Source organism: Kutzneria chonburiensis (assembly GCF_028622115.1).
In the GTDB taxonomy this organism is placed as follows: Bacteria; Actinomycetota; Actinomycetes; order Mycobacteriales; family Pseudonocardiaceae; genus Kutzneria; species Kutzneria chonburiensis.
Window position 1 is genome coordinate 6424936 of sequence record NZ_CP097263.1, and the last position, 25336, is coordinate 6450271.

26 protein-coding genes are annotated in these 25336 nt (G+C 70.7%); 10 read left to right on the plus strand and 16 right to left on the minus strand.

The annotated features are described in order from the left end of the window. Nucleotides 1-47: 47 nt before the first annotated feature. Together M3Q35_RS29180 and M3Q35_RS29185 are read right to left on the minus strand one after the other, a co-directional pair. Nucleotides 48-959 (minus strand): alpha/beta fold hydrolase, encoded by a 912-nt coding sequence (locus tag M3Q35_RS29180; RefSeq protein WP_273935765.1) that lies wholly within the window; start codon nucleotides 957-959, stop codon nucleotides 48-50. Continuing rightward, a complete protein-coding gene (locus tag M3Q35_RS29185) occupies nucleotides 956-1369 on the minus strand; it encodes a hypothetical protein (protein WP_273935766.1) in 414 nt (137 codons plus the stop codon). The genes M3Q35_RS29180 and M3Q35_RS29185 overlap by 4 nt, the downstream gene beginning before the upstream one ends. Nucleotides 1370-1531: 162 nt before the next feature. On the opposite strand from M3Q35_RS29185, the gene M3Q35_RS29190 reads away from it, so the two are divergent. Continuing rightward, nucleotides 1532-4021 carry a glycosyltransferase gene (locus tag M3Q35_RS29190; protein ID WP_273935767.1) on the plus strand — a complete coding sequence of 830 codons (2490 nt, stop codon included), beginning with the start codon at nucleotides 1532-1534 and terminating at the stop codon, nucleotides 4019-4021. Then, a complete protein-coding gene (locus M3Q35_RS29195; RefSeq protein ID WP_273935768.1) occupies nucleotides 4014-5096 on the plus strand; it encodes a glycosyltransferase family 4 protein in 1083 nt (360 codons plus the stop codon). The genes M3Q35_RS29190 and M3Q35_RS29195 overlap by 8 nt, the downstream gene beginning before the upstream one ends. 62 nt (nucleotides 5097-5158) lie before the next feature. Here M3Q35_RS29195 and rfbD read toward each other — a convergent pair whose 3' ends face one another. Together rfbD and rfbB are read right to left on the minus strand one after the other, a co-directional pair. Next, the gene (rfbD, locus tag M3Q35_RS29200) at nucleotides 5159-6067 is read right to left on the minus strand and encodes a dTDP-4-dehydrorhamnose reductase (RefSeq protein ID WP_273935769.1); all 909 of its coding nucleotides are present in this window, start codon (nucleotides 6065-6067) and stop codon (nucleotides 5159-5161) included. A 3-nt stretch (nucleotides 6068-6070) separates the two neighbouring features. Further along, complete coding sequence (gene rfbB / locus M3Q35_RS29205) at nucleotides 6071-7063, minus strand: dTDP-glucose 4,6-dehydratase (RefSeq protein ID WP_273935770.1); 993 nt, start codon at nucleotides 7061-7063, stop codon at nucleotides 6071-6073. A gap of 159 nt (nucleotides 7064-7222) precedes the next feature. Between rfbB and M3Q35_RS29210 the strand changes: the two genes are divergently transcribed. From M3Q35_RS29210 to M3Q35_RS29220, 3 genes are read left to right on the plus strand one after another with little or no spacing between them, the layout of a single operon-like run. Continuing rightward, the gene (locus tag M3Q35_RS29210; RefSeq protein ID WP_273935771.1) at nucleotides 7223-8755 is read left to right on the plus strand and encodes an LCP family protein; all 1533 of its coding nucleotides are present in this window, start codon (nucleotides 7223-7225) and stop codon (nucleotides 8753-8755) included. Between the two features lie 40 nt (nucleotides 8756-8795). Then, nucleotides 8796-9914: an LCP family protein gene (locus tag M3Q35_RS29215; RefSeq protein WP_273935772.1), complete on the plus strand. Its 1119-nt coding sequence runs from the start codon at nucleotides 8796-8798 to the stop codon at nucleotides 9912-9914. Between the two features lie 10 nt (nucleotides 9915-9924). Next, nucleotides 9925-10635 (plus strand): TIGR03089 family protein, encoded by a 711-nt coding sequence (locus M3Q35_RS29220; RefSeq protein ID WP_273935773.1) that lies wholly within the window; start codon nucleotides 9925-9927, stop codon nucleotides 10633-10635. Here the strand turns inward: M3Q35_RS29220 and M3Q35_RS29225 are convergent. Next, nucleotides 10632-11126, minus strand: a complete 495-nt coding sequence (locus tag M3Q35_RS29225; protein ID WP_273935774.1) for a DoxX family protein — start codon at nucleotides 11124-11126, stop codon at nucleotides 10632-10634. The genes M3Q35_RS29220 and M3Q35_RS29225 overlap by 4 nt on opposite strands. Before the next feature lie 134 nt (nucleotides 11127-11260). Between M3Q35_RS29225 and M3Q35_RS29230 the strand changes: the two genes are divergently transcribed. Further along, nucleotides 11261-11476, plus strand: coding sequence for a hypothetical protein (locus M3Q35_RS29230; RefSeq protein ID WP_273935775.1), 216 nt, complete (start codon nucleotides 11261-11263; stop codon nucleotides 11474-11476). Nucleotides 11477-11530: 54 nt separating this feature from the next. Here the strand turns inward: M3Q35_RS29230 and M3Q35_RS29235 are convergent, their stop codons facing one another. The 8 genes from M3Q35_RS29235 to M3Q35_RS29270 all read right to left on the minus strand — a co-directional run bounded on the left by M3Q35_RS29235 (nucleotide 11531) and on the right by M3Q35_RS29270 (nucleotide 18414). Next, nucleotides 11531-12694 carry an acyl-CoA dehydrogenase gene (locus M3Q35_RS29235; RefSeq protein ID WP_273935776.1) on the minus strand — a complete coding sequence of 388 codons (1164 nt, stop codon included), beginning with the start codon at nucleotides 12692-12694 and terminating at the stop codon, nucleotides 11531-11533. Between the two features lie 54 nt (nucleotides 12695-12748). Beyond that, nucleotides 12749-13234, minus strand: a complete 486-nt coding sequence (gene purE, locus M3Q35_RS29240) for a 5-(carboxyamino)imidazole ribonucleotide mutase (RefSeq protein ID WP_273944502.1) — start codon at nucleotides 13232-13234, stop codon at nucleotides 12749-12751. Between the two features lie 23 nt (nucleotides 13235-13257). Further along, complete coding sequence (locus M3Q35_RS29245) at nucleotides 13258-14451, minus strand: 5-(carboxyamino)imidazole ribonucleotide synthase (protein WP_273935777.1); 1194 nt, start codon at nucleotides 14449-14451, stop codon at nucleotides 13258-13260. Between the two features lie 7 nt (nucleotides 14452-14458). After that, entirely contained in the window at nucleotides 14459-15367 is a 909-nt protein-coding gene (locus tag M3Q35_RS29250) for an ABC-2 transporter permease (protein WP_273935778.1), read from the minus strand. Further along, on the minus strand, nucleotides 15364-16221 hold the full coding sequence (locus tag M3Q35_RS29255; protein ID WP_273935779.1) for an ABC-2 transporter permease: 858 nt from the start codon (nucleotides 16219-16221) through the stop codon (nucleotides 15364-15366). The genes M3Q35_RS29250 and M3Q35_RS29255 overlap by 4 nt, the downstream gene beginning before the upstream one ends. Continuing rightward, entirely contained in the window at nucleotides 16218-17054 is an 837-nt protein-coding gene (locus M3Q35_RS29260; RefSeq protein ID WP_273935780.1) for an ABC transporter ATP-binding protein, read from the minus strand. The genes M3Q35_RS29255 and M3Q35_RS29260 overlap by 4 nt, the downstream gene beginning before the upstream one ends. Further along, nucleotides 17051-17431, minus strand: a complete 381-nt coding sequence (locus M3Q35_RS29265; protein ID WP_273935781.1) for a GntR family transcriptional regulator — start codon at nucleotides 17429-17431, stop codon at nucleotides 17051-17053. The genes M3Q35_RS29260 and M3Q35_RS29265 overlap by 4 nt, the downstream gene beginning before the upstream one ends. A 182-nt stretch (nucleotides 17432-17613) precedes the next feature. Beyond that, complete coding sequence (locus M3Q35_RS29270; RefSeq protein ID WP_273935782.1) at nucleotides 17614-18414, minus strand: GGDEF domain-containing protein; 801 nt, start codon at nucleotides 18412-18414, stop codon at nucleotides 17614-17616. A gap of 170 nt (nucleotides 18415-18584) precedes the next feature. Here M3Q35_RS29270 and M3Q35_RS29275 point away from each other — a divergent pair, with 170 nt between their 5' ends. From M3Q35_RS29275 to M3Q35_RS29285, 3 genes are all read left to right on the plus strand, one after another. Beyond that, nucleotides 18585-20777, plus strand: coding sequence for a sigma-70 family RNA polymerase sigma factor (locus M3Q35_RS29275; protein WP_273935783.1), 2193 nt, complete (start codon nucleotides 18585-18587; stop codon nucleotides 20775-20777). Nucleotides 20778-20889: 112 nt separating this feature from the next. Beyond that, nucleotides 20890-21438, plus strand: coding sequence for a GtrA family protein (locus M3Q35_RS29280; protein ID WP_273944503.1), 549 nt, complete (start codon nucleotides 20890-20892; stop codon nucleotides 21436-21438). Nucleotides 21439-21483: 45 nt separating this feature from the next. Next, nucleotides 21484-21993 carry a GtrA family protein gene (locus M3Q35_RS29285; RefSeq protein WP_273935784.1) on the plus strand — a complete coding sequence of 170 codons (510 nt, stop codon included), beginning with the start codon at nucleotides 21484-21486 and terminating at the stop codon, nucleotides 21991-21993. Here M3Q35_RS29285 and M3Q35_RS29290 read toward each other — a convergent pair. The 3 genes from M3Q35_RS29290 to M3Q35_RS29300 form a co-directional block, all read right to left on the minus strand. Next, complete coding sequence (locus M3Q35_RS29290) at nucleotides 21983-22126, minus strand: hypothetical protein (protein WP_273935785.1); 144 nt, start codon at nucleotides 22124-22126, stop codon at nucleotides 21983-21985. The genes M3Q35_RS29285 and M3Q35_RS29290 overlap by 11 nt on opposite strands. Nucleotides 22127-22395: 269 nt before the next feature. Beyond that, on the minus strand, nucleotides 22396-23676 hold the full coding sequence (locus M3Q35_RS29295; RefSeq protein ID WP_273935786.1) for an ATP-binding protein: 1281 nt from the start codon (nucleotides 23674-23676) through the stop codon (nucleotides 22396-22398). 4 nt (nucleotides 23677-23680) lie between these two features. Beyond that, nucleotides 23681-24355, minus strand: a complete 675-nt coding sequence (locus M3Q35_RS29300; RefSeq protein WP_273935787.1) for a response regulator transcription factor — start codon at nucleotides 24353-24355, stop codon at nucleotides 23681-23683. A 33-nt stretch (nucleotides 24356-24388) separates the two neighbouring features. Between M3Q35_RS29300 and hisN the strand changes: the two genes are divergently transcribed. Continuing rightward, nucleotides 24389-25171 carry a histidinol-phosphatase gene (gene hisN / locus M3Q35_RS29305; protein WP_273935788.1) on the plus strand — a complete coding sequence of 261 codons (783 nt, stop codon included), beginning with the start codon at nucleotides 24389-24391 and terminating at the stop codon, nucleotides 25169-25171. The last annotated feature ends 165 nt before the right edge of the window (nucleotides 25172-25336 follow it).

The window sequence follows — 25336 nt, forward strand, 5'->3', positions numbered from 1 at the left end:
ATGAGCCGGAACTGAAGAGCCAGTTCCTGAGCTCGTCCCCGAGCTCGTCACCGGAGCCCGTCCAGGAGCCCGGCCAGTTCCGCTGCTCTGGTCATGACCCCGAAGTGCGACGCGTGCACGTCGTGCACGTCGAACCGGCCGGCATCGCTGATCATCCGGTTCTGCAGTGCCAACGGCATCGCCCGGTCCTGGGTGAACCGCACGTACGTGCGCGGGACCCGGCCACCGGTCGTCGGCTGGAGCGAGCAGTCGGACAGGCTCACCCCGTACGGCTCGTCCGGCTGCAATCCGCCGATCGCCGCTCGCAGCTGCGCGTCCGTGCCGTCGGCCATGTACGCCTCGCGCAGCAGCGACAACACCTCGGGGTCGTTGGTCCGCCAGTTGAACCGGTTGGCCAGCACGACGGCACCGTCCGCGGTGGGCGGGAACTTCAGCATGAGACTGTCGGCGTTCTCCTTGCTCTGGAACGCCTCCACGACCGTCTTCAACACCGTGCAGCAGTAGGCCGACACGTACACCGCCCGCTGCACCAGCTGCGGGGCCGCGTTGCACACCGCGCTGACCGTCGCGCCGCCGAGGCTGTGCCCGACCAGGATCGCCGGCCCGATCCGCCGCAACACCGACACAACTCGATCGACGTTGTCCTGGAGCGAGACCCCGGCGATCGGCGACACCTCCGTGGTCATGGCATGCAGGTCCTGCGGGGCCTGGAACCAGACCGGGTAGTAGCCCTCCGCGCCGTGCCCGGGTAAGTCCACCGCCAGCGCGACCCGGCCACGTTGTACGAGCTCGTTCACCAGAGGGAGGTAGGCGCCGCCGCTGCCGTGCGAACCGTGCACGATCAGCAGCGGCGGCTTCCGGTGACTCGTCGCGGCCGAGGCCGGGGGCCCGGTCACGACGCCGGCGCCGGCCGCGGCGGTCACGCCCGCGGCCAGGCCGAGCAACTGCCGGCGGTTCACGCCGCCACCTTCTTGGCGAACTGCGAGCGCACCGACGGCTGCATCGCGGCGACGAACAGGCCGACCAGCACCAGGGCCTGCGCGCCCATCAGCACCTCCATCCAGACCGGGAACTGGCCGAGGCTGATGCCCCAGGCCAGGCCCAGGGAGCCGAGCACCGAGATGACCACCACGCGGATGTACATGGCGCGGCTGCCGGAGCGCAGCTTGCGGGCGATGCCGATGTAGATCAGCGAGACCAGGGACACCGCCACCGGTCGGATCCAGGTTGTGTTCTCGAACACGCCGTACGCCTCTGCGTTGCCGTGGGCCTGGAAGGCGACCAGCCGTCCGTAGCACACGAAGGTCAGCACCGCCTGCAGCAGCGCGAGTCCGAGATTGACGTAGAGCAGGTTGATCACCCTGGTCATGACCCCTCCTTGTGGATTCCCTTGCTTGTCCGAGCCGCTTCTTGCTCGACTGAGCAAAACATAGCTCGGGCGAGCATGAGGGGCAATCGGGGTTTACCCTGATCTGGGCGCGCACAGGTCCGTAGGGCAGGCTTGTGTCCTTCACGTACGGAGGGAGACAGCGTGTCGGAGGGGGTAACCCAGCCGTCGGTGTCGGTTGTCGTCGTCAACTACCGCGGCGTCGAGGACACCCTGACCTGCCTGCGCGCGCTGCGCACGGAGCTGGACTACCCGGCCGAACGGCTGCAACTGGTCTGCGTGGACAACAACTCCGGCGACGGGAGCGCCGAGCGGCTGTCCGCCGAGCCCGGCGTGACCTTCGTGCAGGCCCCCGACAACCTCGGCTTCGCCGGCGGCTGCAACCTCGGCGTGCAGCACGCGACCGGCGAGGTGCTGGCCTTCCTCAACAACGACGCCCGACCGCACGCCGACTGGGTCGCCGCCGCGGTCGAGACGCTGCGCGCGCAGCCGACCGTGGGCGCGGTCGCCAGCAAGGTGCTGGACTGGGACGGCAAGCTGATCGACTTCGTGGACGGCGGCCTGACCTGGTTCGGCATGGGCTACAAGCGGTTTGCCGGCCAGCCCGACGACGGCAGCCACGACGTCGCCCGTGACGTGCTGTTCGGCACCGGCTCGGCGCTGTTCGTGCGGGCAAAGCTGTTCCGCGAGCTGGACGGCTTCGACGAGCGCTTCTTCATGTTCTACGAGGACGTCGACCTGGGCTGGCGGCTCAACCTGCGCGGCTGGCGGGTGCGCTACGAGCCCAAGTCGGTGGCCTACCACCGGCACCACGCCTCGATGTCCGATGTGGACTCCTCGCGTGAGTACTTCCTGTTGGAGCGCAACGCCCTCGCCGCGATGTACAAGAACCTCTCGGACGAGACGCTGGCCAAGGCGATGCCGGCGGCGATGGCACTGGCCGTGCGCCGGGCCACCGCGCGGGGCAACGTCGACGCCACCCAGCTGGAGATCACCAAGCGGCCGGCCGATCGCGCCCAGGATGCGGAACCCGTTGCCGTGCCACGGGAAACGCTGGCCGGGCTGCTGGCCATCGACCAGTTCGTGGAGCTGCTGCCGTCGCTGGCCGAGTCCCGCAAGGCCGAGCAGGCGGCCCGCGTACGCACCGACGCCGACCTGATCCCGTTGATGCGCAAGGCAATGGAGCCGGCCTACCCGCTGGAGCGCTACCTGGCCGCGCACGAGGCGCTGGTCGACGCGTTCGGCCTGGACGAGCCGTTCGGCCGGCCGCGGCGGGTGCTGGTGATCACCGGCGACGCGTTGTCCGAGCAGATGGCCGGCCCGGCCATCCGGGCCTGGCACATGGCCGAGACGCTGGCCGGCGAGCACGACGTGCGGCTGGTCTCCACCAACAAGCGCTGCGACCCGCCGGCCGCCACCTTCCCGGTCACCCAGTCCACGGTCCGCGGCCTGCTCGATCACGTGGACTGGGCCGACGTGATCGTGTTGCAGGGCCACGTGCTGGAGATGGTGCAGAGCCTCAAGCACCCGCGCTCCCCCAAGATCGTGGTCTGCGACGTCTACGACCCGATGCACCTGGAGCTGCTGGAGCAGGCCAAGGGCGGCAACGACGAGAAACGGGCCAAGGACGTCGTCGGCGTCACCAACGTGCTGAACAACCAGCTCAAGCGGGGCGACTTCTTCCTCTGCGCCTCCGACCGGCAGCGGCACTTCTGGCTCGGCCACCTGGCCGCCATCGGGCGGCTCACCCCGCAGGTCTACGACGCCGACCCGACCACACGCTCGCTGATCGCCGAGGTCCCGTTCGGGCTGCCGGCCAAGCCGGCCCAGCGCACCGCGCCGGCGATCAAGGGCGTGGTCGGCGGGATCTCCCCGCAGGACAAGGTGATCGTCTGGGGCGGTGGGGTCTACAACTGGTTCGACCCGCTGACCCTGGTGCACGCCGTCGACCGGCTCCGGGCCCGGCACGACGACGTGCGGCTGTTCTTCATGGGCATGCGCCACCCCAACCCGGAGGTGCCCGACATGGGCATCGCCGGCCGCACCCGCAGCCTGGCCGCCCGGCTCGGGCTGGCCGGCACGCACGTGTTCTTCAACGAGCAGTGGGTGCCCTATGCCGACCGGCAGAACTGGCTGCTGGACGGCGACTGCGGCGTGACCACGCACTTCGAGCACGTGGAGACCACTTTCGCGTTCCGCACGCGGGTCCTGGACTACCTGTGGGCCGGGCTGCCGATCGTGACCACGGACGGTGACTCGTTCGCCGATCTCATCCGTCGGGAAGAACTTGGCGTGGTGGTGCCGCCGGAGGATCCGCATGAACTGTCCGCCGCGTTGGAGCGTGTGCTCTACGACGAGGAGTTCGCGGACGGGTGTCGGGAGCGGATAGCGGTGGTGCGGGAGCGGTTCACGTGGGATGTGGTGCTGGCGCCGCTGGTCGAGTTCTGCCGGTCGCCGCGCCCGGCCGCCGATCGGCTGGTGGCGGCCGGTCCGCTGGTGCGGGAGGAGCCGCTGGGCGCGGTGGGCACGCTGCGTAGGGACATCGGGCTGGTGCGGGAGTACCTGACCGCGGGCGGGCCGGCCGAGCTGGCGCGTCGCGCGGCCGGGCGAGTGATCCGGTTGACCCGTGGCTGATCGACTCAAGGTGCTGCTGGACGGCACGCCGCTGCTCGGGCAGCGCACGGGAATCGGCCGCTACACCGCCGCGCTGGCCGAGGAGCTCGCCTCCATGCCGGACGAGGTTGACGTACGGGCCGTGGCCTACACCTTCCGCGGCTGGCGTGGGCTGCGATCCGTGCTGCCGCACGGGGTTCGTGCCCGGGGCATGCCGGTGCCGGCGCGGCTGCTGCGCAAGTGCTGGGTCAACTCCTCGTTCCCGCCGGTGGAGATCTACGCCGGGTTGGCCGATGTGGTGCACGGCACCAACTTCGTGCTGCCGCCCGCGTTGTTCGCCGGTGGCGTGATGACCGTGCACGACCTGGATTTCCTCGACGCCGTCGACGAGCTGCCGCCCAGCGACCGTGAACTTCCCGAGCTGGTACGGAAATGCGCGCGACGGGCCGACGTGGTGTGCACGCCCACCCAGGCCGTGGCCAACGTCGTGACCGAGCGGCTGGGCGTGCCGGCGGACCGGATCGTCGTGACGCCGCTGGGCGTCGACCCCGCCTGGTTCGCCGCCCGACCGGCCAGCGATTCCCTGCGGGCGCGGCTGAATCTGCCGTCCGAGTACCTGCTCTTCGTCGGTTCCGACGGCCCGCGCAAGGGTTTGCCGACGCTGCTGGCGGCCCACGCCGCAACGCCGTCGCTGCCCCCGCTGCTACTCGTCGGTCCCGGGCACCACGCCGATGGTGACCGGGTGCGGACCGCCGGCTATCTGTCCGATGTGGACCTTCGCAGCGTCGTCGCCGGCGCGGCCGCCCTGGTTCTGCCGTCCCGGGACGAAGGCTTCGGACTGCCGGTGCTGGAAGCGTTGGCCTGCAACGTGCCCGTGGTGTGCTCGGACGTGCCGGCGCTGCGCGAGGTCGCCGGCGACCAGGCCCACCTCGTGCCGGTCGGTAACGCGGAAGCGCTCTCCGCTGCCATGGTCTCCGCCCTGGAGGACCCGCCGACCGCCGACGTGCTGGCGGCACGGCGCACCCACGCCTCGGTGTTCACCTGGCGCAACTGCGCCGAGCGAACCCTCGACGCCTACCGCCAGGCCAAGCACTAGGAACGCTTGGAAGGGGGCCTTCCTCCACTCTGAGTGCAGGAAGGCCCCTTCCAAGCATCAAATCAGGGACGGAGGTGGTTGCCGACGGTGGCGAAGGCGGCGGCCAGGGCCTCGCGCCAGGGGCGTAGCGGCGTGAGGCCGGCGGCGGCCCAAGCCGCGCCCGACAACACCGAGTACGCCGGCCGCGGCGCGGGGCGCGGGAAGTCGGCCGTGGTGCACGGCGTCACCCGGTCCGGGTCCGCACCCAGCTCCTCGAAGATCGCCCGGGTGAAGCCGTACCAGGTGGTCTCGCCGGAATTGGTGCCGTGCAACACCCGCTGCGCCGGCACCTGGTCGCCGACCACACGGCCGGCCAGCTCCAGCAGACCGGCCGCGAGGTCGGCCGACCAGGTCGGCGAGCCGCGCTGATCGTCCACAACGGACAGCGTCTCACGCTGCCCCTCCAGCTTGGCCATGGTCTTGACGAAATTGCCGCCGGTCGCGCCGTACACCCAGGCCGTGCGGATCACCCAGGTGCGCTCCCCGGCCCCGAGCACTTCCTCCTCGCCGGCCAGCTTGCTCTTGCCGTACACCGATTTCGGACCGGTCGGGTCACCCGGCTCGTACGGCCGCGTGCCGTCGCCCGGGAACACGTAGTCGGTGGACACGTGCAGCATCGGCACGCCGTTGACCACCGCGGCCTTGGCCAACCGCCCGGCCCCGGCGGCGTTGATCGCGTACGCCCGCTCCGGCTCGCTCTCGGCGGCGTCCACGGCCGTGTGCGCGGAAGCGTTGACCAGCACGGGTTTCAGGCCGGCATCCCGCGCCGCGCGGGCGAAGGAAGACACGGCGTCGTCCACCGCGCCGACATCGGTGACGTCCAGCTCGGCCGAGCCGGGGGCGTGCAGCAGCCCGACCTGGCCGGCCAGCGCGGCGAGATCACTGCCCAGCTGGCCACGGCCGCCGGGCACCAGCAGTGCGAGACGGGTCACCGGTCAGCCCGTCGGCAGCGCGGCGCGGACCTTGAGCGGCTCCCACCACGCGCGGTTCTCGCGGTACCAGGCCACCACATCGGCCAGCCCCTGCTCGAACGGCACCTGCGGGCGGTAGCCCAGCTCGGTGGAGATCTTGGTGATGTCCACCGAGTAGCGCCGGTCGTGGCCCAAGCGGTCGGCCACGTGCTCCACGTAGCTCCAGTCGCGGCCGGTCGCCTCGATCAGCTTCTCGGTGAGCTCCCGGTTGGTCAGCTCGGTGCCGCCGCCGATGTTGTAGACCTCGCCGGGCCGGCCGCTCTCGGCCACCAGCTGGATGCCGCGGCAGTGGTCGTCCACGTGCAGCCAGTCCCGCACGTTGAGGCCGTCGCCGTAGAGCGGCACCTTCTTGCCGTCGATCAGGTTGGTCACGAACAGCGGGATGACCTTCTCCGGGAAGTGATACGGCCCGTAGTTGTTGGAGCACCGCGTGATGCACACCGGCAGGCCGTGCGTGCGGTGGTAGGAGCGGGCGATCAGGTCGGAACCGGCCTTGGCCGCCGAGTACGGCGAGTTCGGCTCCAGCGGGTGCGTCTCCGGCCAGGAGCCCTCGTCGATGGTGCCGTACACCTCGTCGGTCGAGATGTGCACGAACTTGCCGACGCCGGCCTCCAGCGCGCCCTGCAACAGGGTCTGCGTGCCGAGCACGTTGGTCAGCACGAAGTCGGCCGAGCCGAGGATGGAGCGGTCGACGTGCGACTCGGCGGCGAAGTGGACCACGGTGTCGGTGCCGGCCATCAGCTTGCCGACCAGCTCGGCGTCGCAGATGTCGCCGCGGACGAACCGCAGTCGCGGGCTGTCGGCGACCGGGGCGAGGTTCGCCTCGTTGCCGGCGTAGGTCAGCTTGTCCAGCACGACGACCTCGGCGTCGGCGTAGGCCGGGTAGTGGCCGCCGAGCACCTTGCGCACGTAGTTGGACCCGATGAAGCCGGCCCCGCCTGTGACCAGGATTCGCATGTGGCTCACAGTACAGAGGACGGTCGGCGGCCTTCTGGCGTTACGTCTTAGTCACTGAGATTCTTTGCGAATGAAACGCATCCACTCGGAAGTGGGCGGTTCACGGCGAGCCGACGCAGGTCCGGCTAATGTCGATCACCGGCATTGGGGAGGATCACGATGCGGGAGCAGGCGGACAGATCGCGGGCGGCAGTGGCCGGCAAGGTCACCGGCCGGACGCTGGTCGCCCTGCTGTCCACGGTGGTGCTCGCGGCCAGCGGCTACGGCTGGGTCGAGGTCAACAAGGTCCGCAACGGCATCACCACCACCGACGTGATCGAGTCGCACCAGCCGCTGCCCGGCGCCACCGCCACCACGACGCCGGTGCCCGGGCTGACCGGCCCGCAGGACATCCTCGTCGTCGGCCTGGACAGCCGCACCGACGCCCAGGGCAACCCGTTGCCGCAGGCCGTGCTGGACGAGCTGCACGCCGGCGGCAACGACGGCGAGCTCAACACCGACACCATGATCCTGCTGCACATCCCGGCCGACGGGCGCAGCGCGGTGGCCATCTCCTTCCCACGCGACTCGTACGTGCAGATCGCCGGCGACTACGGCAAGCACAAGCTCAATTCGGCCTACGCCTACGCGCACAACGACGCGTATTCCACGCTGTCGGCGCAAGGGGTCAAGGGCGCGGACCTCGAGCAGCAGGCCGCGGTGGCCGGCCGGAAGAATCTGATCAAGACCATCGAGAACCTGACCGGCAACGCGGTGTCCATCAACCGCTACGCCGAGGTCAACCTGGCCAGCTTCTACGAGATCAGCCAGGCCATCGGCGGCGTCACGGTGTGTCTGAACCAGCCGGCCAAGGAGTTCCACTCCGGCATCGACCTGCCGGCCGGGCAGCAGGTGATCAGCGGCGCCCAGGCGCTGGCCTTCGTCCGCCAGCGCTACGACCTGCCGCGCGGCGACCTCGACCGGATCGTGCGGCAGCAGGCGTTCCTGTCCGGCATGGTGCAGAAGGTGCTGTCGGCCGACACGCTGGTCAACCCGAGCAAGCTGAACGCGCTGATCGACGCGATCAAGAAGTCGGTGGTGATCAGCTCCGGCTGGGACCTGCTGACGTTCATGCAGCAGCTGCAGGGCATCGTCGGCGGCAGCGTGCGGTTCCAGACCATCCCCACCGGCCAGAACGTCATGTCGTCCGAGGGCCAGTCGGTCACCCTGGTCGACCCGGACTCGGTGCACGACTTCGTGACCGAGCTGATCGGGAGCAGCACCGGCGCGACCACCGGGACCAGCACCACCACCGGCGCCACCACCCCGGGCAACAGCCGGATCATCGTGGACATGCGCGACGGCGCCGGCGCGCCCAACCTCGGCGCTTCCGTCATGGACGAGCTGGTGCGCGACGGCTTCATCCGCGGCGAGAGCCTGACCATCGCCACCCGGCCGACCTCGGCCGTGCACTACGGCGCGGGCGCGTCGGCCGACGCCGACCGGGTCGCCACGGCACTGGGCGGAAAGGTCGTCACCGAGCCGGATTCCGCGGTGCCGGCCGGACACGTCCGGGTGTATCTGGGCAAGGACTACGCCGGGCCCGGGGCGCAGGGTTTCGCGATGGCGCCCAGGTACGTGATCCCGACCACGCCCGTTACCACCCCGACGAGTCCGTCCATAACCGCCGGTGGCGTGCCCTGCGTCAACTAGTCTGGGGCGCATGGGCAGCCGTGGACGCAGAATCGCACTCGTGTGCGGTCGCACGTCTGTCGCGCTCGTCTCGGCCCTGGTGATCGCCGCGACGGCGTTCGCCCGCAACGCGCATGACCAGGTGCAGCAAGGGATGACGACCACGCCCGTGCTGTCCCAGGTCGCCACCGGCACGAACGCGCCGCCCAAGGACGACGGGGCCACCGACATCCTGCTCGTCGGCGACGACCGGCGCACCGATCTCCAGGGAAACCCGCTGCCGGCCTACATCCTGCGGCAGCTGCGCACCGAGGCCAACGACGGCTTCAGCACCGACACCCTGATCCTGCTGCGGATTCCCAAGGACGGCAGCAAGAGCTACGCGGTGTCCATCCCGCGGGACACCGAGGTGCCGATCGACGGCTACCGCACCGACAAGATCAATGCCGCCTACGGCGCGGTGAAATACCTTACCGCGCAACGGATGCGAGCCGCCGGCGAGCACGACAACGCCAAGATCGAGCGTGATTCCGACGCCGCCGGCCGGCAGGCGCTGGTGTCCAGCGTGCAGCAGCTGACCGGGCTCACCGTCGACCACTACGCCGAGGTCAGCCTGTACGGCTTCTACCTGCTCAGCCAGGCCATCGGCGGCGTGCCCGTGTGCCTGCTGCACGCGACCAGCGATCCCAATTCCGGGGCCAACTTCGGGGCCGGGCCGCAGAGCGTGTCCGGCGGCAACGCGCTGTCCTTCGTGCGGCAGCGGGAGAACCTCCCGAACGGCGACCTGGACCGGATCGTGCGGCAGCAGGTTTTCCTGGCGTCGGCGGCCAAGAAGGTGCTGTCGGCCGGCACGCTGCTCGACCCCGATCGGCTCGGCGCGCTGACCGCCGCCGTGCAGAAGTCGGTGGTCATCGACCAGGGCTGGGACGTGCTGGGTTTCGTGCAGCAGGCGCAGAGCCTGACCGGCGGCAACGTCGCGTTCGTGACGATTCCGGTGGTCAACTCCAATGGCCGCAACGAGCGTGGGCAGAGCATCGTGGTCGTGGACCGGGACGCCGTGAAGAAGTTCGTCGCCGGGCTGGCCTCTGGCGCGCCGTCCGGTTTCACCGCGCGCGGGCCGCTGCGGTTGAACGCCGCGGTCGATCCGATCACCGTCAACGGGACCCGCTGCGTGAACTAGGCTGGCCGGCATGAGCGTCACGGATCGGCTGTTCGCCCCGCTGCTGTCGGCTCCGGCCAAGCCCTTGGTCACCCATTACGACGATGCCGTCGGCAGCCGGATCGAGCTGTCCCGGGCCACCGTGGCCAACTGGGCCGCCAAGACCGCCAACTGGTTGCGTGACGAGTTGGACGTGACCGTCGGCAGTCCCGTTTCCGTTGCCCTGCCCGCACACTGGCAGACCGTCGGGGTGCTCCTCGGCGCTTGGTGGTGCGGCGCGCACGTCGTCGACTCGTCCGAGGGCGCCACCGTCGCCTTCATCGGCCCCGACGGCTCCGCCCCCGGCGCCGAATCCGTCGCCGTCGTCGCCCTGGATCCCTTGGGCCGTGGCCTTTCCGGCGATGCACCGGCTGGCCAGTTGGACTACCTCGTCGAGTCCCGCATCTTCGGCGACGACTTCATCGCCTACGACAAGGTTCCCGGCGACGCCCCGGCCTTCCATGGCTCCACTGTGGACTCGCTCGTCGCAGCCGCCGCTGATCGCGCTGCCGCCCTTGGCATCGGCCCCGCCGATCGCGTTCTGTCCACTCTGGACTGGTCCACCCCGGACGGTCTGCTCGACGGCTTGCTTGCCGTACTCGCCGCCGGCGCTTCGCTCGTGCAGTGCAGCAACACCGATGTCGCCGCCCTGCCCAAGCGTCGCGAGTCCGAGCGCACCACCATCGACCTCTTGCAGCCCTAGGCCGCCGCCGTCTCCAGCGAGGCGGCGCCCTTTTCCTTACCGCGGAACAGGAACCGGTCGATGCTGTAGGCCCCGCCCGCGAACCCCGCCAGCAGACCACCCACCAGCAGCGTCACCTCCAGCTGCCCACCCGACGGCGCGATCAGCGGCTCGCCCATCTTGGCGAACACGAACGCACCGGCCATGTCGACCGCGATCAGCAGGCCCACCACCGGCAGCCCGATGCCCAGAATCAGCGCCGCGCCACCAAACAACTCCACCGTCGCCGCGAACACCGCCGACACACCCGGCAGCGGCACGCCCATCTGCGAGAAGCTCGCCGTAGTGCCGCCGATGCCGTACTCGAAGAACTTCTGCCAGCCGTGCATCATCAGGACAACCCCGACCGCAATGCGCGCCAACAGTCCGGCGATGTTGCGCCCGTGTTCCACAGTGGACTCCTCACGAATCGGTGACATCCCCCGCAGCCATGCCACCAGCGCCGCCACCACCCTTGCAACGTTCAGCCGATGACTCTGATGAACCTTCAAGGACGCGCTGAGTCAACACCGAGCCGCCCGAATCCTCCGAAACGCCCGGCCGGGCGCGCATCTTCTGACCGAGGGTTTGGCGCTACGGTGGGGAAATGGCCCGAGGAACGACGGCCCGGCAGACGCTGTGGAGCTATCGCCGACAGGTGTCGGTGCCGTGGCGGTTGCTGGCGCTGGGGGTGTTCATCGGGACCGCGACTCACACGCTCTCCAGGCCGCTGGGCGTCACGTCAGTGGTGCTGACAGCGGTAGGCCTGGCAGTGACGGCCGGGCTGCTGGTCGGGTGCGCGATGGACCGACAGCGGCAGTGAAAGCGGCGCCCGCCTGGTCGTCCGGGACCGGGCGGGCGCCACGTCTGGGGCGGGTCAGCCGCGCAGGAGAGCGCGGGACATGACGACGCGCTGGATCTGGTTGGTGCCCTCGTAGATCTGGGTGATCTTGGCGTCGCGCATCATGCGCTCGACGGGGAAGTCGCGGGTGTAGCCGGCGCCGCCGAAGAGCTGGACGGCGTCGGTGGTGACCTCCATGGCGACATCGGAGGCGTAGCACTTGGCGGCGGCGGTGATGAAGCCGATGTTGGGCTCACCCCGCTCGGCCTTGGCGGCGGCGACGTAGACCATGTGCCGTGCGGCCTCGATCTTCATGGCCATGTCGGCCAGCATGAACTGCACGCCCTGGAAGTCGGCGATGGCCTTGCCGAACTGCTTGCGCTCCTTGACGTAACCGATCGCGGCCTCGAGAGCGCCCTGCGCGATACCGACGGCCTGGGCACCGATGGTGGGACGCGTGTGGTCGAGAGTCCGCAGGGCGGTCTTCAGACCCGTGCCGGGCTCACCGATGATCCGGTCGGCCGGAATGGCGCAGTCCTCGAAGTAGATCTCCCGGGTGGGCGAGCCCTTGATGCCGAGCTTGCGCTCCTTGGTGCCGACCGAGAAGCCGGGGTCGTCCTTGTGCACGACGAAGGCCGAGATGCCGTTGGACGGCTTGGCGGCATCGGGGTCGGTCACGGCCATGACGGTGTACCAGGTGGACTCGCCGGCATTGGTGATCCAGCACTTGGTGCCGTTGAGCACCCACTGCTCGCCGTCGAGTCGCGCCCGGGTCTTCATGGACGCGGTGTCGCTGCCCGCCTCCCGCTCGCTGAGCGCGTACGAGGCCATGGCCTCGCCGCTGGCGATCGAGGGCAGCACCTGCCGCTTCAGCTCGTCGGACGCGGCCAGGATGATCGGCATGGTGCCGAGCTTGTTCACGGCCGGGATCAGCGAGGACGAAGCGCAGACCCGCGCGACCTCCTCGATGACGATGCAGGTGGCCACGGAGTCCGCGCCCTGCCCGTCGTACTCCTCGGGCACGTGGACGGCCGCGAAGCCCGACTTGACCAGCGCGTCCAGCGCCTCGCGCGGGAACCGCTCCTGGTCGTCGACCTCGGCCGCGAACGGAGCGATCTCCTTGTCGGCCAGAGCCCGAATCGCCTGCCGCAGCTCCTCGTGCTCCTCGGCCAACTGGTAGGTGCCGAAGTCCGGGTTCACCGCACGCCTCCTGTTACCAACGAGTAGCAACGTTGCTGACAGGCATGTTAGCGGTCATTCACCTAGCTGCGCCTGTGCCTTGCGTCGCAGCGCGTCGTCCTTCTCCAGCACGAGCTGCTCCAGGTCGGCCTGGAAGCGGGCCATCCGGGCCTGGAGCGCGGGGTCGGTCGCGGCCAGGATCCGCACCGCGAGCAGCCCGGCGTTGCGCGCGCCGGCCACCGAGACGGTGGCCACCGGCACGCCGGCCGGCATCTGCACGATGGACAGCAGCGAATCCATCCCATCGAGGTACTTCAGCGGCACCGGCACACCGATCACCGGCAGCACGGTCGCGGAGGCGACCATACCGGGCAGGTGGGCGGCCCCGCCGGCACCGGCGATGATCACCCGCAGGCCCCGGCCCGCGGCGTCGCGGGCGTAGTCGAGCATGCGCTGTGGCGTCCGGTGCGCGGACACGACGCTGACCTCGTAGGGCACGTCGAACTCGGCCAGCGCCTGCCCGGCCGCCTCCATGACGGGCCAGTCCGAGTCGCTGCCCATGATCACGCCAACCAGCGCCACCGCTACTTACCTCCGTGGATGTCGTACCCGTCGGCCCACTCGGCGTCGGCGAGCCAGCCCGCGGCCAGCGTCGCCCGCCGCCGGGCCTCGGTCATGTCGTCGCCGAGCACGGTCACGTGCCCGACCTTGCGGCCCGGCCGCTCGGCCTTGCCGTACAGGTGGACGTGCACGTCCCGGAACCGCGCGAACAAGTGGTGCAGCCGCTCGTCCACGCCCATCTTCGGCACGTCCGCGGCGCCGAGCACGTTGGCCATCACCACGGCCGGCGCGACGTTGTCGGTCGCGCCGAGCGGGTAGTCCAGCACGGCCCGCAGGTGCTGCTCGAACTGCGAGGTCCGAGCGCCCTCGATGGTCCAGTGCCCGGAGTTGTGCGGGCGCATCGCCAGCTCGTTGACCACCACACCGTTGCGGGTGTCGAACAGCTCGACGGCCATCACGCCGACCACGCCGAGCGCGTCGGCCACGCGCAGCGCCAGCTCCTGGGCGGCCTCGGACTCCTCGACCGGCACGTCCGGCGCAGGCGCCAACACCTCGACGCAGATGCCGTCCGACTGCACGGTCTGCACCAGCGGCCAGCTCGCGCCCTGTCCGAACGGGGAGCGGGCGACCAGCGCCGCGAACTCCCGGCGCATCGGCACGCACTGCTCGACCAGCAGCGGCGTGCCGGCCTCGAGCAGCTCGGGCACCACGTTGTGGGCGCTCTGCGGCTGGTTGAGCATCCACACGCCCCGGCCGTCGTAACCGCCGCGCGCCGCCTTGAGCACGCAGGGCCAGCCGTGTGCCGCCCCGAAGGCCAGCACCTCACTGACCGACTTGACCTCGGCGAACGGCGGGATCGGCAGCTCCAGCTCGGCCAGCTTGCGGCGCATCACCAGCTTGTCCTGGGCGTGCACCAGCGCGTCGGGCCCCGGGAACACCTTCACGCCCTCGGCGACCAGGGTGCGCAGGTGCTCGGTAGGCACGTGCTCGTGGTCGAAGGTGAGCACATCACAGCCCTTGGCGAACTCGCGGAGCGCCTGGAGGTCGGTGTGATGGCCGAGCATGACGTCCGGGGTGACCAGCGGCGCCGGCTCGTCCGCGGTGACCGAGAGCACACGCAGGGCCTGGCCGAGCGGGATCGCGGCTTGGTGCGTCATCCTGGCGAGCTGGCCGCCGCCCACCATGCCGACGACGGGAAGACCGGTGCGAGAGTCCACGGGGAGGTCAGCCTACCCGTGTGGTGCGGCGCACTCGTGCCCAGGCCAGCCAGGCCAGTCCGAGGGCCATCAACCCATAGGCGATCACCTCCATCCACGTGAGCAGCTCGAGCCGGTCCAGCGGCTGGACATCGAGATAGCCGTGCCGGATTCCGCGCTCGGCGAAGCACTGCTGGTCACAGCCCACCGCAGGGACGACCGGGTTGCCGGCGTCGTCAAGGAGCCCGGTCCTCACCATGGCCGCGTCCGCCGGCAGTGGTGACGGCTGGCCGATCGGATAGACCTGACGCTGCGGCGGCAGCCACCACAGCACCGTGCTGGAGATGGTCAGCCGGACCACGGCGTACACCGCCAGCGTGGCGCCCATGGCGACCAACGTCCGGCGCAGCAGCGCGCCGATGGCCACGCCCAGCGCCAGCCCGAACAGCGCCTGCACCACCGGAATCGCCGGCCACAGGTCGAGCGTCTGGTACGGACCGGTACTGCCACGCGCGCCGCTGATCCGTACCGCTTCGACCAGCAGCCAGCTGATGATCGCGAGCGGCACGGAGAGCAGCAGCACTGCCCCGGTGAGCAGCGCGGCCCGGCCGCCGAGCCAGCGTGCGGGCGACACGTCCTGGCCCCAGGCGACAAGGTAGGTGCGCTGTTCGTATTCACGGGACAACAGCGGTGCGCCCCAGAACACCGCGACCAGTCCGGCCAACACCGGCGAGAAGAAGAGGAGCACGATGTCGATCTGCCACACCTGGTCGCCGAGTACGGCGACCGTTCCACCCCAGCACTCGTGCTGGCCACACGCGGTGTTGACCTCTTGCACGGAGCCCAGGTACGACGCCAGCCACGACGCCAACCCGACCGCGAAGGCCGCGACGCCGATCAGCGCGACCCGGTGTTGTCGCCAGGTGAGCCAGATCATCGCCGGATCTCCCGTCGGCGCAGCACCAGCCAGGCCACCGCGAACAGGACGACGGCCAGTGCGGCGTAGCCGCCGAACTCGACCAGTCGCAGGTCCGGGAGCCGGTCGACCGGCTGGATGTCGAGGAACGAGTGCGTGATGCCGTGTGCGACCAGGCACGGGTCCTGCGCGGCGATCGCCGGATGCTGGCCGATGCACATCAGTTGCCCGGCCGACGCCGTCAGCTCGTTGCCGTCACGGTCAAGGTAGCCACCGGCAACGAACATCGAGCCGACCGGCTGGACCTTGTCCAGCAATCGCACCGGCGGCAACAGATACGGCCGGGCCACCAAGCCGACGAGGAACCGCAGCGCGGTGTAGGCGATGAGCGTGATTCCCATCGACAGCACCACGTTTCGGGCCAGCACGCCGACGAGCACCCCGAGCGCGAACCCGGCGACCACGGTGGCCAGCTCCAGCGGCAGCCACAGGTCGTAGGCGGGGCCACGGGTGGCGCTGCCCAGCATCCGGTCGAGAGTCAGGTTCGCCACGATGTTCACGACGAATGTGAGCACCACCAGCGGCAGCAGCAGATGCGCCACCCGCAGCGCCAGCCACCGCGTCACCGGACGATCCCCCGACCACAGGAACAGATATGTGCGCTGCTCGTATTCACGCGCGACCAGCGGCGCGCCCCAGAACATCGCGACCACCGCCGCGAAGGCCGGCGGGCCGAGGGTGAGGGCGATGCGGCCACCCATCACGAGGACCGGACCGTCCATCTTCAACGACAGCAGAACGGCCGCGGCGATCAGCACCAACGCCGCAGCGGCAAGCACCTTGGCGCGCTCGATGCGCCAGGACAACCAGGTCATGCGGCCACCGCCCGATCGCCGGACAGCTTGGCCAGCACCAGTTCCTCCAGCGTCGCCGGCCGGCTCGTCCACGGCTCGTCGACCGGATCGTCGCCGTGCAGCAGGAAGGTGGACTGGCCGCCGGCGTGGCTGGTCAGCACGACCTCGCCCGGCACCGGCGGCCCGTCCGACCTCGGTCCGGTGTAGACCCGGTGCCCGGCCAACAGATCGTCGACGTCGCCGGACATCACCAGCCTGCCGTCCGCGAGCAGCAGCAGGTGATCGGCGACGCCGCTGAGCTCGGCCACCACGTGCGTGGACATCAACATCGTCATGCCGGTGTCGGCGACCTCGGTCAGCAGCTCGCTGATCACGGCGCGGCGGGCCAACGGGTCCAGATCGGACAGTGGCTCGTCCAGCACCAGCAACGAGGGCCGTGAGCCGATCGCCACCGCGAACGCCACCTGCGCCTGTTGTCCGCCGGACAGCCGTCCGCACGGCTGACGCGGCGGCACGTCGAACCGGCTCAGCCAGTCCAGCGCGCGCTGCTGGTCCCACTGGCGATTCAGCTCGGCCCCGAGGCGAAGCATCTCCAGCGGCGTGAACGCCCGGTAGAGCGGCTTGTCCTGCGCCACGAAGGCCACCCGGCCACCGTCGGCCAGCCGAAGCTCGCCCTCGGTCGGCTGGAGCAGGCCGGCGATCATGGTGAGCAGCGTGGTCTTGCCGGCCCCGTTGGTGCCGACCAGCGCCGCCACCCGGCCTGTCGGCAGCTCGAACGAGCAGTCCCGCAGCGCCCAGGTGGCGCGGTAGCGCTTGCCCAGCCCGTGGGCGGCCAGCGCGAGGCCGTCGGTCATTCCTTCTCCCCGTCCAGGGCCGTGTTCAGCAACGCGAACACGTCCTCGTCCTCCAGCCCGGCCTGTCTTGCCCGGGCCAGCCACTCGACCAACTCCTGGTAGAGCCGGCCCAGCGCGGCACGGTCGCCGGTGCCGAGGACGGCCTTGACGAACGTGCCCGCGCCCTGCCGGGCCTCCACCAGCCCGGCGAACTCCAGCTCGCGATACGCCTTGAGGACCGTGTTCGGGTTGACCCCGCTGGTGGCCACCACCTCGCGGACCGTCGGCAGCCGGTCCCCCGGCGCCAGCCAGCCCAGCCGCAGTGCCTCACGCACCTGCTGCGCGATCTGGAGGTACGCCGGCAGGCCACTGCCCCGGTCCACCCGGAACTCGACCACGTCGGCTCCCCTCGTGCCCGAAATTGTGTCACTCGACTAGAACACTAGCACACCGCCGACCCGGCCCGGAGCAGACGAAAGCCCGGCCCGTGGAACGGGCCGGGCTTTCGTGCGAACAGGGACCACGCGACCGGACGTGACAGGGACCTGACGCCCGGTCGCGCGGGGGTCTTCCAGCCGGGTCAGCCGCCGAGGTGGGCGAGCAGCTCACACGCCTCGAGATGGCACTCCGGCAGCATCTCGGGCCACACGCTGGGCGTGCCGACCTCGTGCAGGTGTGGATCCACGGACAGCCGGCGGGCGAGTAACCAGCGGACTCTGGCCAGGCGGGAGGCGACACGGCCGTCACGGCGGGCCAGCACCCCGGCGACCGACGGGCCGATGAGGGACACGGTCTCGCCGCCCGGGAAGACCTCCCGGAGAACCTGGGCGACCAGGACCATCGCCACGGACCGGGTCCAGCCCTCGACGGTGGAGAGGTCGAGGCCGACGAGCAGCAGCACGTGATCATCGGCGGCGTCGTCGCGGTAGACCTCGCCGAGGCGGGTGCGCAGGTAGCAGGTGGTGGTCATGCCGGTCATGGCATCGACGGCCTCGCGCGTGCCGAGCTGGTCGGCAGCGGCGTCGGCCCAGCCGACGGCGGTGGCTCGGAGCAGCTTGGACGGCGTGGCGTCGGGGTCGGCGGAGACGAGCGCCTCGCCGGACGTGATCACGGCGTGCAACGCGGCCAGGTCCAGCAGCGTCTCGTCGAGACCGGCCCCGGCTCTGGCCCGGGCGCGACCGAGCGCGGGCACCACCTCGATCAGGTCGGCCCCGGTCACCACCGCCGCGCACACCTCGTCGACCTCGGCCAACGCCCAGTCGCTGGGGAACGGCCACCCGGACGCCAGGCTCGCGGAGCGCCACCGGGCCCGCAGTGTGCACAGCGCGTCACGGTGATCGTCTCGGCCGATCAGTGACGAGGCAGCATTGCGCGCAACCACTCGCCGCGCTCCTCTCTACTCCGGACGGGTCGAGCGTCGACCCGATGTTGTGACGGTCCGCGAACCGGGGCATGACGCGGTTCCCCTCACCCGAATTGGTTCCCGGCGTGACGTCGGGCACGGGATTCCGTCACACTGTGTCCCCTCAGCAGGGATGGAGAGGGGGACCGGTGGCGACAGCTCCTCTGGATGTGCCTGGTCCCAGCGACGCGGAGCTGATCGACTCGGTCCGTGGCGGGGACACCGCGGCCTACGGCTCGCTGTACGAGCGGCACGTCGGCGCGGCCTACAACCTGGCCCGCCAGCTGACCAGGTCCACCGCGGAGGCGGACGACCTGGTGGCCGAGGCGTTCGCCAAGGTCCTGGACACGCTGCGGGACGGCCGCGGCCCCGACTCGGCGTTCCGCGCCTACCTGCTGACCGCGCTGCGTCACACGGCGTACGACAAGACGCGCCGCGACCGCAAGCTGGAGCTGGCCGAGGACGTCACCGAGGTGGCCAAGCCCGAGGCCATCAGCGTGCAGTTCAGCGACACCGCCGTGTCCGGGCTGGAGCGCTCGCTCGCCGCGAAGGCGTTCGCCCGACTGCCCGAACGCTGGCAGGCGGTGCTGTGGCACACCGAGATCGAGGGCCTGTCGCCCGCGGACGTCGCGCCGATACTGGGGCTGACCGCGAACGGCGTGTCGGCGCTGGCGTACCGGGCGCGTGAGGGCCTGCGACAGGCCTACCTCCAGGTGCACCTCGCGGAGAGCACCGCCGATCGGTGCCGCGCGACGGTCGACCGCCTCGGCGCGTGGACGCGTGGTGGCCTGTCGAAGCGTGAGACGGCTCAGGTGGAGACGCACCTGGACGAGTGCGAGCGGTGCCGTGCGCTGGCGGCCGAGCTGGCCGACGTGAACGGTGCGCTGCGCGCAGTCGTCGCGCCGCTGGTGCTGGGCATCGGCGCCGCCGGCTACCTCGCGACCATCGGCGCTTCCACGGCGAAGGCCGCCACTGTGGTCGCCGCGGGCGCTGCTGCCGGTACGGCCGGCGGCGCTGCCGGCGCCGCGAGCTCCGTGCCGCGCCAGATGATCGGCGTCGGAGCGTCCGCCGCCGCGCTGGCCGCGGTCGTCGCCCTGGCGCTGACGTCCGGGCAGAGCCAGCCGATCGTTGCCAACGCCGCGCCGCCGCCCCCGGCGACCGTGGCCCCGTCGACGCCGACGCAGCCGCCACCCACGACGCAGCAGCCGCCCGCGGCGACGCCTGCATCGCCGCCGCCTACGAGCAGCAACAGCCCCGCGCCGCCGCCTCCGGCTGTGCCGCCGCCACCCCCGACCACGACGACTCCCCCACCGAAGGCGGACCTGGTCCCCTCCGTGCCCGGGCAGCCGATCAGCCTCGTGCCCGGCGGACCGGCCCAGGAGTTGCCGGTGACGGTCACCAACAACGGCAACGGGCCGTCCGATCCCGTGACCGCGACGCTGAACCTGCCGCCCGGCGTCACCGCCGCGCCCGGCGGCACGCAGTCGTTCGCCGCGAGAGACCTGCTTGCCGCCGACGGCAAGCAGTCCATCAGCTGCACCGGCGGCACCGGCACGATCACCTGCACCACCGGCGCCGGGCTGGCTCCGGGCGAGACCGTGACCTTCCGATTCGAGCTGAGCGCCGGGTTCGACGCCGCCGGCGGGCAGATCACCGGCTCGATCATGGCCGGCGGTGGCATGGCCATCCAGCTGGACAACATCGACGTGCAGGTCCGCCAGATCGACGACCTGGACCTGACCGCGCAGGTGTGGCGGCACGACTTCTGGTCGCCACGGGTCGACGTGTCCGTGACGAACCGCAGCACGCACGCCGGCACCGCGACCGTGACCGTGAACGCGCCGCGCGACGGCTGGATCTTCACGCTCGCGCCGTGCAAGCAGGACGGCGAGCAGATCAACTGCAAGTTCGACCTGGCGCGCGGGCAGACCACCCGGTTCGGTATCTGGGTGTTCCGCTGGCACCACCGCGACGACGCGCTGGAGATCGCCGGCTCGCTGGGCAGCGCGCACAAGGTGATCACCGTGCCGCTGGACTGCGACCCCGGCGGCGACCTGCCGCCGGTGACGCTGCCGGGCGAACCGGTGACGCCGCCGTCGGCCACCACGGTGCCGGCCATCCCGTCGACAACGACGTCAAAGACGCCCACGACGACGTCCGAGCCGCCGAAGCAGACGACCAAGCCGTCCGCGCCTCAGACCACCACGAAGCCGCCCGTGACGACGACCACCACGCCGTCCCCCACGACGACGAGCCCGTCACCCAGCAGCACGCCGCCGCCCCCGCGCAGCGAACCCGGACTGTGCCTGCCGCTGCTCGACCCGCGCTGGCCCTTGTGCTGACAGCGTGTCGACAGCCAGCCCAAACGGCCTCAATCGGGCACTGAGGGTGACCGGATGAACCCGCTCAGGCGGCTGTTCGTACACTGCCGTCGTGTCGTCTGCCGTGCGTGTCATGTTCAAGCTGTTCCCGGCGCCGTTGCGCGCGTTGATCATCAAGCACCGCGAGATGGTGCGATTCGCAATTGTCGGCGGCACCACCTTCGTCATCACGAACGTGGTCTGGTACGGCCTCAAGCTGACCGTGCTGGACACCAAGCCGATCACCGCCCAGGCCATCGGCATCGTGGTCGCGACCATCGTCTCCTACGTGCTCAGCCGCGAGTGGTCGTTCCAGACCCGCGGCGGCCGTGAGGGCGCGCACGAGGCAGCCCTGTTCTTCCTGGTCAGCGCCATCTGCGTGGGTATCAACCTGCTGCCGACCCTGGTGTCCCGGTACGTGTTCGGGCTTCAGGTGCCGTCGGTCAGCATGCCCGTGCAGGAGCTGTCCGACTTCTTCTTCGGCTCCATCATCGGCACCCTGCTGGCCATGGTGTTCCGCTGGTGGGCGCTGAAGAAGTTCGTGTTCCCCAACGCCGACGTGCGCCCCGAGCGGGCCGGCAGCCTGGCTCACCTGCGGGTCGTCAGCGACGACGAGGACGGCAAGTCGGAGCAGGTCGCCTAACCCCGCCCGGGCGGACCTGCACCGTTCGTCCCTACACTCGGCTGCGTGTCCCTAGGCGAAACCATCCTCAGGCGCGTGCCGGAGCCGTTCCGGTCGTTCGCGTTCAAGCACCGCGAGCTGGTGAAGTTCGCCGTGGTCGGCGGTACGTGCTTTGTCATAGACACGGCGATCTTCCTGGGACTCAAGTCCACCATCCTGGCGACCCACCCGGTCACCGCGAAGATCATCGCGACGCTGATCGCGACCATCGTGTCGTACATCCTCAACCGCGAGTGGTCCTTCCGCACCCGCGGCGGTCGCGAGCGTCCGCACGAGGCCGCGCTGTTCTTCCTGGTCAGCGGCGTCGGCGTGGCCCTGAACTCGGTGCCGCTGTGGGTCTCCCGCTACGTGCTGCTGCTGGACCACAACCACCTCAGCCCGTTCGGCGTCCAGGTCGCCGACTTCGTCAGCGCCCAGATCGTCGGCACCCTGCTGGCCATGGCCTTCCGCTGGTGGGCGTTCAAGAAGTTCGTCTTCCCCGACGCCAACGCCCGGCCCCGCCTGGTCAAGGACTGAGTCGTCCGCAGCCGGTGTCGATGGTGATCTCGTACAGGCAGTCGTCGAGCAGCTCCCGCGGCGCGGATCGGCCTAACCGGTGCGCCCTGACCGCGCCGGCCACCATGTCCGCGGCCCACAGCAGCGGGTCCACCGCGCCGAAGCGATGGCCAGCTCGGTCACGCCAAGGCTGTGCAGCTCGCCGCCGACGAGCCGGGTCAGACAGACCGCGCGAGCGCGTTCCTGGCGGCGTTGCGGCACCGGCGCGCCGATCGCGACCACATGAAAGCCCTCGATAACGGCGACCTGCTTGGCCGCGGCCTCCTGCTGGCAGGGATCAAGGTGGTTCCAGTGCTACGCATGTCCGGGGGCGTTCTGCTCGAAACTGGATTTCGGTGTGTCCGAGAGCGTGACTCGCGGGGGTCAGCGGGGACCCGGCTCGGCCCGCCAGCCGACGCCGGCGAGGACGTCGTCCGGTTTGGGCACGGGTAGGAAGATCACGAACGTGGCCGGGCGGGCGGTGGCCAGCTGCATGCGGCCGCCGTCGGCGTCGACGAGGGCGCGAGCCAGGGCCAGGCCGACGCCGGTGGAGCCATGGCCGGAGACACCGCGCTCGAAGATGTGGCTGGCGAGTTCGTCGGGCACGCCGGAGCCGTTGTCGGTGACCTCGATGACGGCAGTGCCTTCGCCGGTGCGAGCGGTGAGCGTGACCGTACCGCCGCCGTGTTGGAGGGCGTTGTCGAGCAGGACGCCGATGGCCTCGCGAAGACGAGCGGGCGTGGCCCGGACGATCAGGGAGTCGGGCACCTTCATACGAAGCACCCGACCGTCGGCCCGAAGGCGCTGACGCCACTCCTCCACGACGGTCGGCAGCTCGGTGGCGAGGTCCAGGGGCTCGGCGGACAGTGCCCGGGCGGCCCGCGCCGCGGCGAGGAGCTCGTCGAGGACCTCGGCCAGCCGGTCGGCCTGCTCGAGGGCGGCGCCGGCCTCGGCGGCGGTCTCCTGTTCGGGATGCATGGCCAACGCCTCGAGCCGGAGCTGGAGGGCGGTGAGCCGGCTGCGCAGCTGGTGGGAGACGTCGCCGACGAGTTCACGCTCCCGTGTGACGAGCTGGGCCAGCGCGGCGGCGGAGGTGTCGAGGGCCTCGGCCAGAGCATCGAGTTCCTGCACGCCATGACGCCGCGCGTCGGGCCGGAAGTCGCCGGAGCCGAGACGGGTGGCGCGCTCGGCGACGTGCTGGAGGGGTTCGGCCAGCCGCCGGGCGGTGAGGGTGGCGACGACGGTGCCGATGCTGACCGACAGCACGAGCAGCAGCAGCACCAGCCCGCCTTCGCTGAGCTGGGTGCTGCGCATGCTGCTGTCGGAGATGTCCAGCTCGACGGTGCCCTGCGGCACGATGCTGGAGGTCGCCGTGATTTTGCCGCCCTCGATCTGGTTGCGCAGGGTGCTGATCTTGCCGTCGGGGCCGGTCAGCTTGACGTAGGCGTCCTTGGCCACGGCGGGCGCGATGGCGTTGAGGTCGAACGACTGCGTCTTGGCGTACTGCTCGTCGAGCAGGTCGCCGACCCGGGCGGCGTTCTCCTGGAGCTGGGCGCGCGCGTTGCCCTCGACGAGCAGCACGGTCGTGTAGACCAGCGGCCCACCGAGTGCGAGCCCGGTGACGGCGACCGCGAGCAGGATCGCCTGCAGGATCTTCTTGCGCATCCGGTCACTCGGAGTTGAAGCGGAACCCGACCCCGCGCACGGTGGCGATGCGGCGCTCGGCGGCCTTGGGCGAGCCGTCGCCGAGCTTGCGGCGCAGCCACGACATGTGCATGTCGAGGGTCTTGCTGCTCTTCAGCTCGGGTCCGCTCCACACGTCGGACAGGATGTCCTCCCTGGTCACGACCTGGCCGGCGTGCTGCATGAGCACCCGCAGCAGCTCGAACTCCTTGTTGGCCAGCTGTAGCTCGCGCCCGTCGACGGTGACGCGGCGGGCGGCGAGGTCCATCCGCACGCCGTTCACCTCGACGGTGCCGGGGGCACGGCGGCGCAGCAGGGCCCGGATCCGGGCCAGCAGCTCGGCCAGCCGGAACGGCTTGGCCACGTAGTCGTCGGCGCCGGCGTCCAGCCCGACGACGAAGTCGACCTCGTCGGCCCGGGCGGTCAGCATCAGCACGGGCACGCTGCGCCCGCCCTGACGCAGCCGCCGGCACACTTCCAGCCCGTCCATGCCCGGCAGTCCCAGGTCCAGCACGAGCAGGTCGACGCCGCCGGCGGTGGCCGCGTCCAGCGCGGCCGGACCGTCCCCGACGACGTGCACGGCGTAGCCCTCGCGGTGCAGGGCACGCGACAGCGGATCGGCGATCGCCGGGTCGTCCTCGGCCAGCAGTACCACGCTCACGTCAGTCAGGGTAGGCGTGACAACATCCAACCCGTGTCAACCTTTGGTGCTGACTTGGCGCTGGCGTTGCGGCTGGCGGACGCGGCCGATGCGATAACACTGTCCCGGTTCCGGGCCCGAGACCTGCGGGTGGAGCGCAAACCGGACCGAACGCCGGTGACCGACGCCGATGTCGCGGTCGAGGACGCGGTGCGCGACCTGCTCGCCGCGCAGCGCCCGGACGACGCGATTCTCGGCGAGGAACGCGGCGGGAGCGCTGGACCTGGGCGGACGTGGGTGCTGGACCCGATCGACGGCACCAAGAACTTCCTGCGCGGGGTGCCGGTCTGGGGCACGCTCGTCGCGCTGGTCGTCGACGGCCAGCCGCAGGTCGGTCTGTGCAGCGCGCCGGCGCTGGGCCGCCGCTGGTGGGCGGCGGCGGGCGAGGGAGCGTGGACCTCCGACCCGCTCGCCGAGCCGCGAAAGATTTCCGTCTCGGGCGTGTCGGATCTGGCCGACGCCTATCTGACGACCACCGACCTCGGCGCGTGGACGGAATACCACTCTCGGGAGGCGTACCTGCGACTGGCCGACGCCTGCTGGGAGAGCCGCGCGTTCGGCGACTTCTGGTCGCACTGCCTGGTCGCCGAGGGCGTGATGGACGTCGCCGCCGAGGCCATCGTCAACCCGTGGGACGTGGCGTTCGCGCAGATCCTGGTCACCGAGGCCGGCGGCCGCTTCACCGACCTGACCGGGACGCCGGACTACGCCGCGGGCTCGGCCCTGAGCACGAACGGCGTGCTGCACGAGGAGGCGCTGCGGTTGCTGGCTCGCTGAGCCACGAACGTGAGCCAAAACCGGTAGCCGGCACCCCCGCGCCAGCTCACGAGCGCGGCGCGGGGGCCGGTCGCGGTGTCGGTTTACGACTGCGGTGCGGGGGCCGGTTGCGGTGCCGGTTCGGGAACGGACGGCGCGGCGGTGGGAGTAGGCGCGGCCGGTGAC

What these genes read in the sequence shown, in the direction of transcription:
- M3Q35_RS29230 (WP_273935775.1), top strand. Translation starts at nt 11,261, where the DNA reads ATGGCCCGAGGAACGACGGCCCGGCAGACGCTGTGGAGCTATCGCCGA.
- rfbB (WP_273935770.1), bottom strand. Translation starts at nt 7,063, where the DNA reads ATGCGAATCCTGGTCACAGGCGGGGCCGGCTTCATCGGGTCCAACTAC.
- M3Q35_RS29210 (WP_273935771.1), top strand. Translation starts at nt 7,223, where the DNA reads ATGCGGGAGCAGGCGGACAGATCGCGGGCGGCAGTGGCCGGCAAGGTC.
- purE (WP_273944502.1), bottom strand. Translation starts at nt 13,234, where the DNA reads ATGGGCAGCGACTCGGACTGGCCCGTCATGGAGGCGGCCGGGCAGGCG.
- M3Q35_RS29295 (WP_273935786.1), bottom strand. Translation starts at nt 23,676, where the DNA reads ATGCGCAAGAAGATCCTGCAGGCGATCCTGCTCGCGGTCGCCGTCACC.
- M3Q35_RS29185 (WP_273935766.1), bottom strand. Translation starts at nt 1,369, where the DNA reads ATGACCAGGGTGATCAACCTGCTCTACGTCAATCTCGGACTCGCGCTG.
- M3Q35_RS29220 (WP_273935773.1), top strand. Translation starts at nt 9,925, where the DNA reads ATGAGCGTCACGGATCGGCTGTTCGCCCCGCTGCTGTCGGCTCCGGCC.
- M3Q35_RS29255 (WP_273935779.1), bottom strand. Translation starts at nt 16,221, where the DNA reads ATGACCTGGTTGTCCTGGCGCATCGAGCGCGCCAAGGTGCTTGCCGCT.
- M3Q35_RS29250 (WP_273935778.1), bottom strand. Translation starts at nt 15,367, where the DNA reads ATGATCTGGCTCACCTGGCGACAACACCGGGTCGCGCTGATCGGCGTC.
- M3Q35_RS29280 (WP_273944503.1), top strand. Translation starts at nt 20,890, where the DNA reads ATGTTCAAGCTGTTCCCGGCGCCGTTGCGCGCGTTGATCATCAAGCAC.
- M3Q35_RS29260 (WP_273935780.1), bottom strand. Translation starts at nt 17,054, where the DNA reads ATGACCGACGGCCTCGCGCTGGCCGCCCACGGGCTGGGCAAGCGCTAC.